The sequence below is a fragment of the Bradyrhizobium jicamae genome, from assembly GCF_018130695.1.
GTDB lineage: Bacteria > Pseudomonadota > Alphaproteobacteria > Rhizobiales > Xanthobacteraceae > Bradyrhizobium > Bradyrhizobium jicamae_B.
The window spans coordinates 336,433-351,263 of the sequence record NZ_JAFCJX010000003.1 but is presented as its reverse complement, the minus strand read 5'-3'; the positions used below and the strand labels follow the sequence as shown (position 1 = coordinate 351,263).

The 14,831-nt window shown below is 65.2% G+C and carries 12 protein-coding genes; 4 read left to right on the top strand and 8 right to left on the bottom strand.

The features are described 5' to 3' along the window. Positions 1 to 2 precede the first annotated feature (2 nt). The 3 genes from JQ604_RS06840 to JQ604_RS06830 are packed head-to-tail and all read right to left on the bottom strand — an operon-like array spanning position 3 to position 3,284. Positions 3 to 461, bottom strand: a complete 459-nt coding sequence (locus JQ604_RS06840) for a carboxymuconolactone decarboxylase family protein (RefSeq protein WP_212354611.1) — start codon at positions 459 to 461, stop codon at positions 3 to 5. Between the two features lie 37 nt (positions 462 to 498). Further along, positions 499 to 2,115 carry an MDR family MFS transporter gene (locus tag JQ604_RS06835; protein ID WP_212354695.1) on the bottom strand — a complete coding sequence of 539 codons (1,617 nt, stop codon included), beginning with the start codon at positions 2,113 to 2,115 and terminating at the stop codon, positions 499 to 501. A 53-nt stretch (positions 2,116 to 2,168) separates the two neighbouring features. Next, positions 2,169 to 3,284 (bottom strand): HlyD family secretion protein, encoded by a 1,116-nt coding sequence (locus JQ604_RS06830; RefSeq protein WP_212354609.1) that lies wholly within the window; start codon positions 3,282 to 3,284, stop codon positions 2,169 to 2,171. A 144-nt stretch (positions 3,285 to 3,428) separates the two neighbouring features. Here JQ604_RS06830 and JQ604_RS06825 point away from each other — a divergent pair, with 144 nt between their 5' ends. Continuing rightward, positions 3,429 to 4,340 (top strand): LysR family transcriptional regulator, encoded by a 912-nt coding sequence (locus tag JQ604_RS06825; RefSeq protein WP_212354607.1) that lies wholly within the window; start codon positions 3,429 to 3,431, stop codon positions 4,338 to 4,340. Between the two features lie 175 nt (positions 4,341 to 4,515). Then, positions 4,516 to 5,487, top strand: coding sequence for a tripartite tricarboxylate transporter substrate binding protein (locus JQ604_RS06820; RefSeq protein ID WP_212354605.1), 972 nt, complete (start codon positions 4,516 to 4,518; stop codon positions 5,485 to 5,487). 7 nt (positions 5,488 to 5,494) lie between these two features. On the opposite strand, the gene iaaH is transcribed toward JQ604_RS06820, so the two are convergent. Continuing rightward, entirely contained in the window at positions 5,495 to 6,922 is a 1,428-nt protein-coding gene (gene iaaH, locus JQ604_RS06815; protein ID WP_212354693.1) for an indoleacetamide hydrolase, read from the bottom strand. Between the two features lie 52 nt (positions 6,923 to 6,974). After that, positions 6,975 to 10,436 (bottom strand): indolepyruvate ferredoxin oxidoreductase family protein, encoded by a 3,462-nt coding sequence (locus tag JQ604_RS06810; protein ID WP_212354603.1) that lies wholly within the window; start codon positions 10,434 to 10,436, stop codon positions 6,975 to 6,977. 157 nt (positions 10,437 to 10,593) lie between these two features. Here JQ604_RS06810 and JQ604_RS06805 point away from each other — a divergent pair, with 157 nt between their 5' ends. Continuing rightward, positions 10,594 to 11,049: an Lrp/AsnC family transcriptional regulator gene (locus JQ604_RS06805; RefSeq protein WP_212354601.1), complete on the top strand. Its 456-nt coding sequence runs from the start codon at positions 10,594 to 10,596 to the stop codon at positions 11,047 to 11,049. A 194-nt stretch (positions 11,050 to 11,243) separates the two neighbouring features. Here the strand turns inward: JQ604_RS06805 and JQ604_RS06800 are convergent, their stop codons facing one another. Together JQ604_RS06800 and JQ604_RS06795 are read right to left on the bottom strand one after the other, a co-directional pair. Further along, entirely contained in the window at positions 11,244 to 11,744 is a 501-nt protein-coding gene (locus JQ604_RS06800) for a hypothetical protein (protein WP_212354599.1), read from the bottom strand. Positions 11,745 to 11,786: 42 nt separating this feature from the next. Further along, a complete protein-coding gene (locus JQ604_RS06795; protein ID WP_249158057.1) occupies positions 11,787 to 12,095 on the bottom strand; it encodes a hypothetical protein in 309 nt (102 codons plus the stop codon). A 249-nt stretch (positions 12,096 to 12,344) separates the two neighbouring features. Here JQ604_RS06795 and JQ604_RS06790 point away from each other — a divergent pair, with 249 nt between their 5' ends. Continuing rightward, positions 12,345 to 13,265: a LysR family transcriptional regulator gene (locus JQ604_RS06790; protein ID WP_212354597.1), complete on the top strand. Its 921-nt coding sequence runs from the start codon at positions 12,345 to 12,347 to the stop codon at positions 13,263 to 13,265. A gap of 737 nt (positions 13,266 to 14,002) precedes the next feature. Here the strand turns inward: JQ604_RS06790 and JQ604_RS06785 are convergent. Next, the gene (locus JQ604_RS06785; RefSeq protein WP_212354595.1) at positions 14,003 to 14,824 is read right to left on the bottom strand and encodes an enoyl-CoA hydratase; all 822 of its coding nucleotides are present in this window, start codon (positions 14,822 to 14,824) and stop codon (positions 14,003 to 14,005) included. Positions 14,825 to 14,831: the final 7 nt, after the last annotated feature.

Here is a 14,831-nt window from a genome sequence, read left to right as displayed (position 1 = left end):
ACTTACGCCGCCACCTTCGCCCGCACCGGATGGATCGCGCGGAAGCTGATCGCGACCCGGTTCCAGGCGTTGATGGCGCCGATCAGCATGGTCAGATTGACCGTCTCGCTTTCCGAGAACTGCGCGCGCACCGCATCATACTCGGCGTCGGGCGCATGGGTTTCCGCAATCAGCGTCACCGCCTCGGTCCAGGCCAGCGCGGCGCGTTCGCGCTCGGTGTAGAGCGGGGACTCGCGCCATGCGTTCAACAGATAGATGCGCTGCTCGGTCTCGCCCTGCTTGCGGGCATCTGACGTGTGCATGTTGATGCAGAATGCGCAGCCGTTGATCTGCGAGGCGCGGATCTTGACCAGCTCGATCAGCGATTTCTCGAGGCCGGAGGCCTGGATCTGGGCTTCGACGGCTTCCAGCGCCTTCATGGTCTCGGGGGCAGCTGCGTAGAAGTTCAGGCGGGATTTCATGGTGGTTCTCCTTTGTGGGACTTGGGTGGATGATGGGTTAGTGCGCGCCGCCACCCGAGAGATGGCCGGGCTTCTTCAGGAGCAGCGAGGCGAGCAGGGCTGCGATCAGTGCGGCGCCGAGCAGGAAGAACATGTCGCTAAAGGCGAGGATGAACGCCTGCTTCTGCACGATCCTGCTGACCGCGGCGATGGCGCGAAGCACGGCGGCAGCATGGTCGGCCACGCCATGGCTCATGAAATACTGCGTCAGCTTCTCGATCCGCGCCTGCGTCGCCTGCTCCAGCATGGAGACCGACTGCATCAGCACGTTGGAGTGATACTGCTCGCGCTTGGTCAGCAGGGTCTGCAGGATGGCGATGCCGACGGCGCCGCCGAGGTTGCGCATCATGTTGAACAGGCCGGACGCCGAGCCCGCATTCTCCGCCTCGATGCCCGCGGTGGCGACCGCCGACAGCGGCGCGAACACCAGCGCCTGGCCGACGGCGCGGACGACGTTGGGCCAGAACAGCTGATCGGTGGCGTAGTCGTTGGTCATGAAGATGTTCATGAAGTTCGACGCCGCGAACAGCGCGAAGCCGAATCCGATGATGATCCGCGCATCGAGGCGCTGCATCAGTTTCGGCACCAAGGGGATCAGGAACAGCTGCGGCAGTCCGGTCCATGCCAGCACCATGCCGATCTGCTCGGCATTGTAGCCCTGGATCCGCGACAGGTACACCGGCAGGATATACACCGAGCCATAGAGCGCGATGCCGAGCAGGAAGTTCGCGATGATGCCGAAGCCGAAATTGCGCCGCACCAGCAGGCGCAGGTTCAGCAGCGGCTTCTGTGCGGTCAGCTCGATCCACAGGAAGGCCGACAGCGCGACCGCGGCAATGATCGACAGCTTGACGATAAAGGGCGAGCCGAACCAGTCGTCCTTGTTGCCTTCCTCGAGCACGGTCTGCAGCGCGGCAAGCCCGATCGCCATGGTGACGATGCCGGCCCAGTCGCCCTCGCGCAGCAGTGAGAGCTTCATCGGCTTCGCTTCGAGCGAGACGAACAGCATGCCGATCATGATCGCGCCGGGCACCAGATTGACATAGAAGATGTACTGCCAGCCCCAGTTCTCGGTGAGATAGCCGCCGATGGTCGGGCCGATCGCCGGCGCGAACGTCGCCGACAGCGCGAACAGCGCAAGCCCGATCGGCTGCTTCGCCTTCGGCAGCAGCGTGATGATCAGCGTGAAGGCAAGCGGGATCAGCGTGCCGCCGGTGAAGCCCTGCACCGCGCGCAGCGCGATCATCTGCGGCAGGTCCTGCGCGAAGGCGCAGGCGACCGACAGCGCGAGGAACAGCACCGCGTTGGTCAGGAGATAGATGCGGACCGAGAACACCTGCGCCAGCCAGCCGGACAGCGGGATCACCACGATCTCCGCGATCAGATACGACGTGGAGATCCAGCCGCCGTCATCGATGCCGGCGCCGATCGCGCCCTGGATGTCGGCGAGCGACGCGTTGACGATCTGGATGTTGAGCACCGCCATGAACGCACCGAGCGTCGCGCCGGCGACGGCGATCCAGGTCCTGGCGGACACGGCGGGCGCTGCGGGTGTAGCGGTCCTGGGGGCAGGAAGATCAACGGCTGAGTTGAGTGTGGGCTGGAGCGCGGTCATCGGGATGTTCTCGAACTGATAGTTGTTCGTGCTGAGTGAGGTGAGCACGCTGTTCAGGGTCCCGCTTCGCGTTCGGCCAGCACCGTCGCCTTGGTGTCGACGACCGGTTCGGCCGACATGCCCGGCCGCAACAGACCCTTCAGCCTGTGATCATCGAGCACGATCTTCACGGGCACGCGCTGCACGATCTTGGTGAAATTGCCGGTGGCGTTGTCGGGCGGCAGCAGTGCGAATTCGAGACCGCTCGCCGGCGACAGGCTGTCGACATGGCCCTTCAGCTTGGTGCCGTGGAAACCGTCGACCGTGAGCTCGACCGGCTGGCCGTTGCGGACATGGGTCAGCTGGGTCTCCTTGAAGTTGGCGACCACATAGACCTGGTCGAGCGGCACCACCGCCATCAGCTGCGTGCCGGCCTGCACATATTGTCCGACCCGCAATGAGCGCGCGCCGACCGTGCCGTCGACCGGGGCGGTCACTTGCGTATAGGACAGGTTCAGCTCGGCCTGCTGCAGCACCGCGTGGGCGCGATCGGCCTGCGCCACCGCTTGCGCGCGCTGGGTGGTCAACACGTCGACCTTGCGCTGCGCGGCGAGCAGGCCGAACTTCGCGTGTTGCAATTGCGCGCTTGCCGCACGCAGCGCCGCGTCGGTCTGCTGCGCCCGCTGCACCGTGCCCGAGCCGGTCTTCATCAGGCCGTCGTAGCGGGACTGCTCTTCCTGCGCGAACTTCTGGTTGGCGTCGGCGGCGGTGACGTCGGCGGTGCCCTGCTCGATGATCGGCTGCTGCAGGGCGATCTGCGCATCGAGGTTGCGGACCGCAGCCTCCGATGCGTCGACATCGGCCTTGGCCTGTCCCAGCGCTGCGCGGAAATCCCGATCGTCGATTCGCGCCAACACCTGGCCGGCCTTCACCGGCTCGTTGTCGCCGACCAGAACCCGCGCGATGTAGCCGGAGACCTTCGGCGCGATGATCGTCGAGTCGGCCTTCACATAGGCGTCGTCGGTGGACTCGAGGTAGCGGCCGGTGGTGAGATAGCTGTAGCCAAAGTCGCCGGCGGCGGCGACGCCGAGCGCGACCGCCAGCGCGAGGGCTGCCCGCTGGATCGACTTCCGGGACGGGCGCAGGCCGATTTTCGCAGGTGTTTCAGCGGTATAGGTGGCGGTCGACATGGCATCCTCCTGATCGGGATTTGGCGTCCTCTGGGAGGAGGGCGTCGGGGTACGTCGCGAAGATGCAATGTCCTTCCCGTTGTGATAATCCGGATAAAACTGGAAGCATTATCAAGCCAAAGCGAATAATCGGGGGCTTGTCCTATGGACCGCCTGACCAGCCTGACCGCCTTCGTTCGGGTTGTCGAAGCCGGCGGCTTCTCCGCTGCCGGCCGCAAGCTCAACATGTCCACGACCATGGTGAGCAACCACGTGCAGTCGCTGGAGGACCGGCTCGGCGTGCGGCTGCTCAACCGCACCACGCGCAAGGTCAGCCTGACCGAGGTCGGCAAGGCCTATTACGACCGCGCGGTGCAGATCCTTGCCGACATCGAGCAGGCCGACGACATCGCCGGCGCCCTGCAGTCGGTGCCGCGCGGCACGCTGCGGATCTACACCAACACCCACATCGTGCAATTCCTGTCGCCGGTGGTCGCCGAATTCCTCGCGAGTTATCCGGAGGTCAAGGTCGATCTTGCGATCGGCGAGCGCAACGTCGACATGATCGACGAGAGTATCGACATCGCGGTGCGGATGATCCCGCCGCCGGATTCCAGCCTGATCGTGCGCACGCTGGCGACCTGGCGCCACGTGCTGTGCTGCTCGCACGGCTATATCGAGGCGCACGGAAAGCCCGAGCATCTCGCCGATCTCGCGGAGCGCAACTGCATGCGCCACGTCAACTATCCCTTCGGCGACGAGTGGCACTTCGTCGACCGCAAGGGCACGCCGGCGGCGGTGAAAGTCTCCGGCAATCTCGTCTCCAACAGCGGCGAGACGCTGAAGCTCGCCGCGCTCGCGGGTGTCGGCGTCTTCCTCGCGGCAGGCTTCCTCGTGCGCGACGAACTGGAATCCGGCGCGCTGGTGCGGCTGTTGCCGGAATATCGCCCGGTCGAGTTCACGATGAACGCGGTCTATCCGCACCGCCATCATCTCTCCGCCAAGGTGCGCAGCTTCATCGATTTGCTGGCCCGGCATGCCGCGCAGCAGCAGAAGCTGATCAATCCGTATGCGTGAATGGGTAGGGTGGGCAAAGGCGCAAAGCGCCGTGCCCACCTTCAAGTGACGTGCTCGGGAGGGTGGGCACGCTTGCGCTTTGCCCACCCTACAGCATCGTGGTCATGACCGACCATCATCCCCTGCATGGCGTGTGCGTGTATGAAGGAGAGACCGCTCGCCGCCGGGTCACACCATGACATTGCGTTTGACGAAATTCATCCTGTTCGCGCTTGCAGCATGCGTGCTGCTGTCCTCGCCGCTGTCTGCCGCCTATCCCGACCGCCTCATCAAGATCGTGGTGCCCTTTGCGCCGGGCGGCGGCACCGATGTGGTGGCGCGCGCGCTGGCGCAGGAGATGCAGAGGGATCTCGGCGTCTCCGTGATCGTCGAGAACAAGCCGGGAGCCGGCACCATCATCGGCACCCAGAGCGTCGCGGGCAGCGCGGCCGACGGCACCACGCTGCTGATGGGCACGTTCGCCAATGCGGTCAATCCGAGCCTCTATGCAAAATTGCCCTATGACGCCCACAAGGATTTCGCTCCGGTGGCGCTGATCGCGCGCTCCTTCAATGTCGTCGTGGTCAATCCGGCGTCGCCGATCAAATCGATCGCCGATCTGATCGCCACCGCGAAAGCCGATCCGAAGAAGCTCTCCTATGGCACCTATGGCACCGGCACCTCCGCGCATCTCGCGGGCGAATTGTTCAAGCACATGGCCGGCGTCAATCTCACCACCGTGCCCTACAAGGGCGCGGCGCCTGCGATCACCGACCTGATCGGCGGCCAGATCCAGGTGATGTTCACGACGGTGGCGAGCTGCGCCGCGCTGGTCGAGGCCGGCCAGTTGCGCGCGATCGCGGTGACCTCGGCGGAGCGCTCGGCCGCCTTTCCGCAATTGCCGACGGTCTCTGAAGCCGGCGTGCCCGGCTACGCCGCGGAGGCCTGGTACGGCGTCTATGCGCCCGCCGGCACGCCGGCCGAGATCATCGATCGTCTCAACAAGTCGGCGGCGAAGGCGGTGCAATCCGACGCCTTCAGGAAGCTCGGCGTCAATGAGGGCCTCGTGATGGTGACCGCGCCGCCGGCCGAGCTCGACCGCTACGTCGCCAGCGAGGAAGCGCGCTGGCGCAAGGTGATCCAGGACGCTGCGATCAAGGCCGAGTAGGCGCGCTTCAACGCCTTGGCGGCGGCAGCCGGCCGAACAGCGTCTCCATCGCCATGCCGATCGCCAGCAATTTTCGGTCGCTGCCGGCGGGGCCGTCGAGTTCGAGACCGATCGGCAGGCCGCTGCTTGCGCCGAGCGCGATCGGAAGCTGGATGCCGGGAATGCCGGCATTGCTGCCGGGATCGGTGTTCTGGATGAACAGTCCGAAATTGGCGAGGCTCGAGGATTCCGGATCGGAATCGATCGCGACAACAGGCACGGTCGGGAAGGCGAGCGCATCGAGCCGGTGGCTTGCAAAGGTGTCGCGATAGAGCGCCTGCAGCGCCGGGCGCGCGGTCGTGATCGCGGCGTCATAGATCGGCTTGGCATCGACGACGCTGCCGTCGGGTGCCGGCAGCTTGCGCGGGATCACCAGGCCGTCATAGGTGCCTTTGACGTCGGGGCTCGCGATCTCCTGCGCCAGCGCTTCGATGGTGAGGCTGGTGCCGGTGTGTGCAAGATACGCGACCATGTCGTCATAGGCTTCATAGAGCGCCACGGGAAAGCCGATCTGGCCGTTGATCTCGGCAAGGCCGTCCATGACAACATCGATCACGGTGACGCCATTCGCCTTGAGCGTGTCCAGCGCGGCGCGGAAGGCTGCATCGGTGTCGGCGTCGAGATTGGCGAGCATCGATTGGACGACGCCGATCCGCACCTCCGCGAGCTTCAACGGCACAATCGCGCCGCCGCCGGCCACGACCTGGTCGAGCAGTGCGACGTCGGCGATCGTCGCAGCCATCGGGCCTGCAGTGTCGCGGGTGTGCGAGATCGGCGCGATGCCTGCTTGCGGATAGCGTCCGACGGTCGGCCGCAACGACGCACAGCCATTGACAGCGCAGGGCACGCGCACCGAGCCGCCGGTGTCGGTGCCGAGGCCGGCGGTGACGATCCGCGCGCCGATCGCAGCCCCCGTGCCGGATGAGGAGCCGCCGGCGATCTTGCGCGCATCATAGGCGTTGCGGACACCAAACTCGCTGCCGGTCTTGAAGGCGCCGTTGTAGCCGGAGATGCCGAACGCGAGCTCGTGCATGTTGGTCTTGCCGATGATGATCGCGCCGGCCTCGCGCAGCTTCGCCGCGACGGGCGCGTCGGCGCGTGGCACATAGGCTTTCAGCGCCGGCGTGCCCGCGGTCGACGGCAGTCCGGCGACCTCGATATTGTCCTTGATCACGATGGGGACGCCGCCGAGCGGCTTGCCGGCCTGCGCGCCGCCGGCCGCATCGAAAGCCTCCGCCGCCGCCATCGCGCCAACCTCGTCGAGCGTGATGAAGGCGTTGAGATGAGCGAGTTCCTTGGCGCGCGCCAGCGCCGCTGCGGTCAGTGCGCGGCTGGTGATCCGACCGGCGCGAATCTCGGCCGCGGCCTGAACGGCAGTGAGTTGGTCGAGGTCGATCGCGCCCGCCATGATGAACTCCGTGAAGAAGCGACTGTGTGGGCGAAGCCTATCAGCTTGCCGCCCTGCTGGCTGTGCCGATTTCCGGGCACGCCGCCACTTGTGCAGTCAAACGTGCGACCTCGGCCTTCGCCTGGGCGATCGCCGCGTCCTTGACCGGGCCGTAGCCGCGGATCTCCATCGGTGCCTTGGCGAGGGCGATCAGGTCGGGCAATCGCGCCGCGTTGATTTGGCCGAGCATCATCTCGATCAGCGCTTCATACCAGCCGATCAATTCGCGTTCCGTCCGCCGCTCGGCGGTGTAGCCGAATACGTCGAACGCGGTGCCGCGCAAGCCTTTCAATCGCGCCAGCATCCGCAGCGGCGTCTGGATCCACGGCCCGAACGCCCGCTTGCGCGGCCGCCCGCGCGCATCGTGCCGCGAGGGAAGGAAGGGCGGGGCGAGATGATACTGCACCTTGAAGTCGCCCTCGAAAGTGCGATCGAGCTCGCCGAGGAAGCCGCTCTGCATATGCAGCCGCGCCACCTCATACTCGTCCTTGTACGCCATCAGCTTGAACAACGATCGCGCCACCGCATCGGTCAGCGCCTCGCTGCCGAATGCCGCTTCGGCGCGGCGGACGCGCTCGACCGTCGCGCTGAACCGCGCGGCATAGGCGGCGTCCTGATAGGCGGTCAGGAAATCGGCCCGGCGCGCGATCATCTGGTCGAGCGTCTCGACCGCATCGCTTGCTGCGCCCTCCGCCTTCGGCAGGAAATCCGGATCGGCGACCGCGATCCGTCCCCAGGCCAGCGCCTGCTTGTTGCGCTCGACGGTGACGCCGTTGAGCTCGATCGCGCGCGTCAGGGCCTCCAGCGAGACCGGCACCAGCCCCTGCTGCCAGGCAAAGCCGAGCATCATGATATTGGCATAAACACTGTCGCCGAGCAGCCGCTCGGCCAGCGCATTGGCGTCGATCGTCGAAAGATTGCCCTTGCCGATCACCCGCTCGATGGACCGCAGCCGCACCGGCGAAGCCAGATCGGCGTCGCGGAAGCGCACGACATCGCCGGTCGGCATTTCCGCGGTGTTGACCGCAGCACGCATCTCCTTGCGATAGGTGCCGGACGCTTTTGCAGATGAGCTCACCACCAAGTCGCAGCCGATCAACGCATCCGCCGCGCCCTGATCGATGCGCACTTGATGCAATTCATCCGGCGTCGCGCCGAGGCGGAGGAAGCTCAGCACCGGACCGAATTTTTGCGCAAAGCCGGTGAAGTCGAGCACCGAGACGCCGCGGCCTTCGAGATGTGCGGCCATTGCGATCAGCGCGCCAACCGTGATCACACCGGTGCCGCCGACGCCGGTCACCAAGAGATCATAGGGCCGCGCGAGCGGTGCAAGCGCTGGGGCGGGCAGCGTCGCCGCACGTGCCAGCGGATCAATCGCGCTCGCGCGCTTCTTGCGCCGCGCGCCGCCTTCGATGGTGACGAAGCTCGGGCAAAACCCGTTGAGGCAGGAAAAGTCCTTGTTGCAGGTCGAGAGGTTGATCTTGCGCTTGCGGCCGAACGGCGTCTCCTTCGGCTCGACGCTGAGGCAATTCGACTCGATCGAGCAGTCGCCGCAGCCTTCGCAGACGAGGTCGTTGATATAGGCAAAGCGGGAGGGATCGGCCAGCGTGCCGCGCTTGCGGCGCCGGCGCTTCTCGGTCGCGCAGGTCTGCTGATAGATCAGCACGGTGACGCCGGCAATCGTGCGCAGCTCGCGCTGCACGGCGTCCATCTCCTCGCGCGCGTGAATGGTGACGCCGACCGGCAGATCGGCCGGCGAGAAATGCGATGGCTCATCGGAGACCAGCGCGATGCGCTCCACGCCCTCGGCGCGAACGCTGTGCGCGATCGCCTGCACGCTGACCGGGCCGTCGACCGGCTGGCCGCCGGTCATCGCCACCGCATCGTTGAACAGGATCTTGTAGGTGATGTTGGCCTTGGCCGCGATCGCCTGCCGGATCGCCATCGAGCCCGAGTGATAATAGGTGCCTTCGCCGAGATTCTGGAACACATGGCTGTTGCCGGTGAATCGTGACGACGCCGCCCAGTTGACGCCTTCGCCGCCCATCTGGATCAGCGACGAGGTCTCGCGGTCCATCCAGCTCGCCATGAAGTGGCAGCCGATCCCGGCCAATGCCTTGGAGCCTTCAGGCACTTTCGTCGACGTGTTGTGCGGGCAGCCCGAGCAGAAATAGGGTGTGCGGGTCGCGCCCGGCACGGTGATGCTGCGATCCTGCTCGGGCCTGAGCGCGGCGACGTGGCGCGCCAGCTGCAATTCCGGAAACATCGGATCGAGCCGTCGCGCCAGCACATCGGCCAGCATGTGCGGCGACAGCTCGCCGATCCAGGAGATCAGCCGCGCGCCGGTCTCGTCATGCTTGCCGACCATCCGCTCCGGCTTGGCGCCGGGATAGTCGTAGAAATATTCCTTGAACTGGCTCTCGATGATGCCGCGCTTCTCCTCGACGACGAGGATCTCGCGCTTGCCTTTCACGAACTCCATCGCGTCGTGCAGCGCCAGCGGCCAGACCATGCCGACCTTGTAGATGTCGATGCCGAAGCGGCGGCAGGCGGCCTCGTCGAGCCCCACCAGCCGCAGCGCCTCCATCAGATCGAGATGCGCCTTGCCCGTGGTGACGATGCCGTAGGTCGCATGCGGGATATCGTAGATGTGGCGATCGATCGGGTTCGCCTTGGCAAAGGCGTAGACCGCGTGCTTCTTGGCCTCCAGCCGCTCCTCGATCTGCGGTCCCGGCAGATCCGGCCAGCGATAATGCAGGCCGCCCGGCGGCGGCGTGAAGTCGGGCTGCGCGAAGATGCGCGGCGGACGCAGCTCCACCGATGCGCCCGACTCCACGATCTCCGAGATCGCCTTGAAGCCGACCCACATGCCGGAGAAGCGACTCAGCGCATAGCCGTATTCGCCGAAGGCCAGGTATTCGTCGACGCTGGCCGGATGCAGCGTCGGCATGAACCAGCTCATGAAGGCGACGTCGGACTGATGCGGCATCGACGACGAGACGCAGCCGTGGTCGTCGCCGGCGACAACGAGCACGCCGCCATGCGGGGAGGAGCCGTAGGCGTTGCCATGCTTCAGCGCATCGCCGGAACGATCGACGCCGGGGCCCTTGCCGTACCACAGCCCGAACACGCCATCGACCTCGCGATCGCCTTGCGTCTCCACCTGCTGCGAGCCGAGCACGGCCGTCGCGGCGAGGTCTTCATTGACCGCGGGCAGGAATTCGATGCGGCTCGTCTTCAGCTGCTCCTTGATCTTCCACAATTCGAGATCGACGCCGCCGAGCGGCGAGCCGCGATAGCCGGAGATGAAGCCCGCGGTGTTGAGCCCCGCGGCGCGGTCGCGCCTGGCCTGATCGAGCGCGATGCGCACGATCGCCTGTGTGCCGGTCAGGAAGACGCGGCCCGTGTCGCGGCTGTAGCGGTCGGAGAGCTGGTAGGCGTCAAGGAACGGCATCTGGCCCATGACTGACCTCTTGTGAGTCGCAAGGTTCTGCTGCGACAAGGCTACGCCTTGAGGTCTGGTAGGTCTTACCTATGTGTTTCCTTGGTGGGGCCTAAATAGGTAGATTATTGCTGTGATGGCAAGTTTTCGGTATATTCTACCGAAATGGAACCTTCCGATGGTTGAACACCAGGACGAGAAAATCCTCGCCGAATTGCAGAAAGACGGCCGCGCGACCAACCAGCAGCTCGCCGACAGCGTCGGCATGTCGACCTCGGCCTGCTGGCGCCGCGTTCGCGCGCTGGAGGAGCGCGGCATCATCTCCGGCTATTCGGCGCTGGTGTCGCGCGAGCAGGCGGGCTTTGCGACCTCGGCGATCCTGCACGTCTCGCTGGAGCGCCACGACACCGCCTTCGTCGACGAATTCGTCTCGCGCGTGAAAGAGCGTCGCGAGGTGCTGGAATGTTTCGCCACCACCGGCGACGCCGACTACCACCTCCGCGTCGTCGTCCGCGACATGGATGCCTACAACAAATTCCTCGACGATTTCATGTTTCGCATCCCCGGCATCCGCCACGTCAGGACGAACGTGATCCTGAAGGAGATCAAGACCGGCGTGGCGCTGCCGTTTTGATGGATGCCGCGGACGTCGCCACAAACGCGATGCCGTAGGGTGGGTTAGCCCTGCGGCTGCGCGAAGCGCAGTCCGCTTGGCGTAACCCACCGGCGGTCTCTCATCGCACGATGACGTGGGTTGGATAGGAAGATGGTGGGTTACGCCCAGCGAATGCGCTTCGCGCATCCGCTCGTCTAACCCACCCTACTGATCTAGGACGCCTCTGCAGGTTCGGTCCTCAACAGGATCATGAGTACCAGCACGTGGCTGACGAGCAGCAGCGGCACGTAGAGCGCGGGAATATAGATGCCGGCGCCGAACAGGCCGGGAGACGCGATTTTCGTGGCACCCACGTAGTAGGCATTCAGCAGATCCAGCGTGCCCCAGATGTTGAAGATCCAGACGAGGGGAATTGCGACCGCCCAGCGCCAGGAGAGTGCGGCCATCGCGGCAAGCGCGAGGCTGGCTGCGATCAGATCGCCCCATCCGACCTGGCTCGCGAAGCTCGAGCTCAAATCCGGCGAGACGAAGCCTGTGACCATGAAGTTCATGCCTAAGAAGCGGAACGCGTGGAAAGCGGCGAGAAGTCGCAAGGCCTCATGGCGCGGCATTGCTCGGATCGCCGGCCAGACATAGATCGCCGCGACGACTGTGCTTGCCAGGAAAGCTCCGGCGACGCTGAGCACGAATGGAAGGTTGAAGGTCGGCGGCACGTTCGAATCCCCTGTGATTTTCGGCTCGGCGCGCGTGGGCGTTCAGGGCCTTGCAATGAGCAGGCGGAGCGGCAGCAGCGGGCCGATCGCGACATACTCATGGTCCATGAGATCGGTCTTGCCGAGCGGCAGGCCTGCCATGATCGCGTCGGCCTCCGCGACATCCTTGGCGTTCAGCAGGATGACGACACCGCGTCCGTCGGCGCGCGAGTACCATTCGCGAATTTTGCCGTTGAGATAGAGCTGCACGGTCTGTCGGATTTCATCCGGCATGACGGCCATCACCTGTTCGCGGGTGACGCCGGCCTTGACGGTCAGGATCGCCATCACGGCGGTGGTCGGGATCGACATGGCTTGGGCTGGGACTTGGGCAGGGACTTGAGCATGGGCAGGGGTGGGAGCGGTCATGGACGTTGCGCCTGTCAGGGTGAGGGTGAGTGCCAGCATGGCGTGGCGGATGGCTTTCATCGGTCGCATTCTCCGGTCACGACTGAATTCGTGATGTTGCCAAAGTCAGCATGCGTGGCGGTGCCGCCGACTTGCACACCGGATGTAAGGCCGCTTTCCGCGAGTGACTATTCGCGATAATGTTGACGGGCTATGAAGCAGAACTTCACAGTCAGGCAGGGCGCGCTCGACGGCGTCGAGGCGTTCCTCGCCGTCGCCCAGCACCGCAGCTTTCGCCGGGCCTCGGCCGAGCTCGGGGTCACGCCGTCGGCGATCAGCCAGGCGGTGCGCGCCCTCGAAGCGCGCGTCGGCGCCGTGCTGTTCATGCGGACCACCCGCAGCGTCGGCCTGACCGAAGCCGGCGAACGATTCCTGGCGCGCGCAAGACCTGCGTTCGAGGAGTTGGTCGCGGCAAGCGGAGCTGCGCGTGAACTCGGGCAGCGTCCGGCCGGACTGTTGCGTCTCACGGTGCCGCGTTCGGTCGTGCCGGTCCTGCTGGAGCCGCTGATCGCGTCGTTCTGCAAGGCGTATCCGGAGATCGAGCTCGAGCTTGCAGCGAGCGAGGAACTGGTCGACCTTGCAGCAGGGGGATTTGATGCCGGCATCAGATTGGGCCAATTCATCGATCCTGACATGGTCGCGGTGCGTCTGACCAAGCCGTTGCCTTATGTCATCGTCGGCAGCCGCGCTTACCTTCGGCGTAGCGGCCGGCCTGAGCGGCCGGACGATTTGCGCCACCATGCGTGCCTGAGACTCCGACGATCGAACGGCGGACTCGCGCCATGGATGCTCAATGACAAGGGACGTTCGATCGAGATCGCCGTGTCGGGACCGTTCATCGCCTACGACTTTCCCAGCATGCTCGGCGCCGCCGTCGAAGGCATCGGCCTCGCCCAGGTGCCGGCACCGCTGGCCGCCGGCGCCGTCAAGGCGGGCAAGCTCGTCCAGGTGCTGGACGCCTTCGCGCCGATGACGCCGGGCGTGTTCCTCTACTATCCCAGTCAGCGGCAGATCATGCCCAAGCTGCGCGCCTTCATCGATCACGTAAAGGATCGTCTCGATCTCGCGCGCTGATCCCGATCGGACCGCCCCGGTCGCGTGCGCCACGCCGCCGATTTTGTCAGCCGATTCAAGGTCTTTCCGCATTTGTGTTGCGGATTACCGAATTTCGCTTGACTCGTAGCCCAAATCAGTGGTTCAATATGCCCGTCTCACCCGGCAAGAGGGGCGTTGCGCAACGTCAGGAACGCGGGTGAAGATGCGGTGGACACCGAGCGTGCGAGTGACGTGTGCGTGCAAGGTGTACGGCGAAGTCGTGTGGGCCTGCCGCCCCGATGTTGGTGGCAAGCCCGTGAGAGGCGAAAGCCGATCGCGGGCGATGGTGGCACAAAAGCAGAGTCTCACCAGGGCGAGCACGTATAAGCCGTAAAGCCATCGCGCAGGGAAGGCCGGCGTGCCTCCGCTGCATTTGTATGCCCGTGTGCGCCACTCTCTCCCCATTGCGCACGGGACCGCGGGTGCAGCGTGCACCCGGTCTTCCCTGCGCCCTCGATTCAAGAGAGAGGGCGGAACGAGATGCAAAACTCGGGCAGATCATGCCGCGAGAATGCGAAGCTGTATCCTCATCCTCGGTGTCATCGCCCGGCCTGTGCGCAATTGCGCACAAGGACCGGGCGACCCAGTACGCCGGGACCCATCGGTTCAATCACAGCTGCCTCTGGAATACTGGATCACCCGCATGCGCGGGTGATGACACCGAGGGCTGGGCAGAGTCCACCCCTGGCTTTCGCCAGGACGACGATGGAGAGAATCTACCTTCCCCTGAACTGCGGCTTGCGCTTTTCCATGAACGCGGTGCGGCCCTCGCGAAAATCTTCGCTGTCCATGCAGTCGATGCCGATCTGCTTGATCGCGGCCATGTCGCGCTCGGCGGGGTCCTTCAGCACCTGGGCGATGGTGATCTTGGCGGCCTTGATCGCGAGTGGCGCGTTGCCGGAGATGGTGCGCGCGATCTCCAGTGTCGCATCCCAGACCTCGGCATCATCGAGCACGCGGTCGACCAGGCCGATCCGCTGCGCTTCCGCGGAGTTGATCCGCATCCCCGTGTACATGATCAGCCGTGCCCAGGACGGCCCGACCAGCGAGACCAGATGGCGCAGCCCGTCATAGCCATAGGCGATGCCGAGCTTGGCGGCGGGAATGCCGAACTGGCTGCCAGAGCCGGCAATGCGGATGTCGGCGAGCATCGCGACCTGCATGCCGCCGCCGAGGCAGAAGCCGCGGATGCAGGCGATCGTCGGCTTCGGATAGTCGGCGAGCAGCGCACGCTGGGCGGCGCTGCGCTTCGAATATTCCTCGGAAGCTTCGGCGTTATGGCGCGTCTTCTCGAACTGGCTGATATCGGCGCCCGAGACGAACGCCTTGTCGCCGGCGCCGACCAGGATCACGACGCGAACGGCGGGATCGTCGCGCAGCGCGGTCAGCGCCTGGCCAAAGCCCTCCCACATCTCCAGCGACATCGCGTTACGCTTGTCGGGATTGTTGAAAGTGACGACACCGACGCCATCGACGATGCCCTGCAGGATCTTGCCGTCGGCGTAGGAGGTTTCGCCGGTTTTGGGGACGTTGAGCATCAGGATG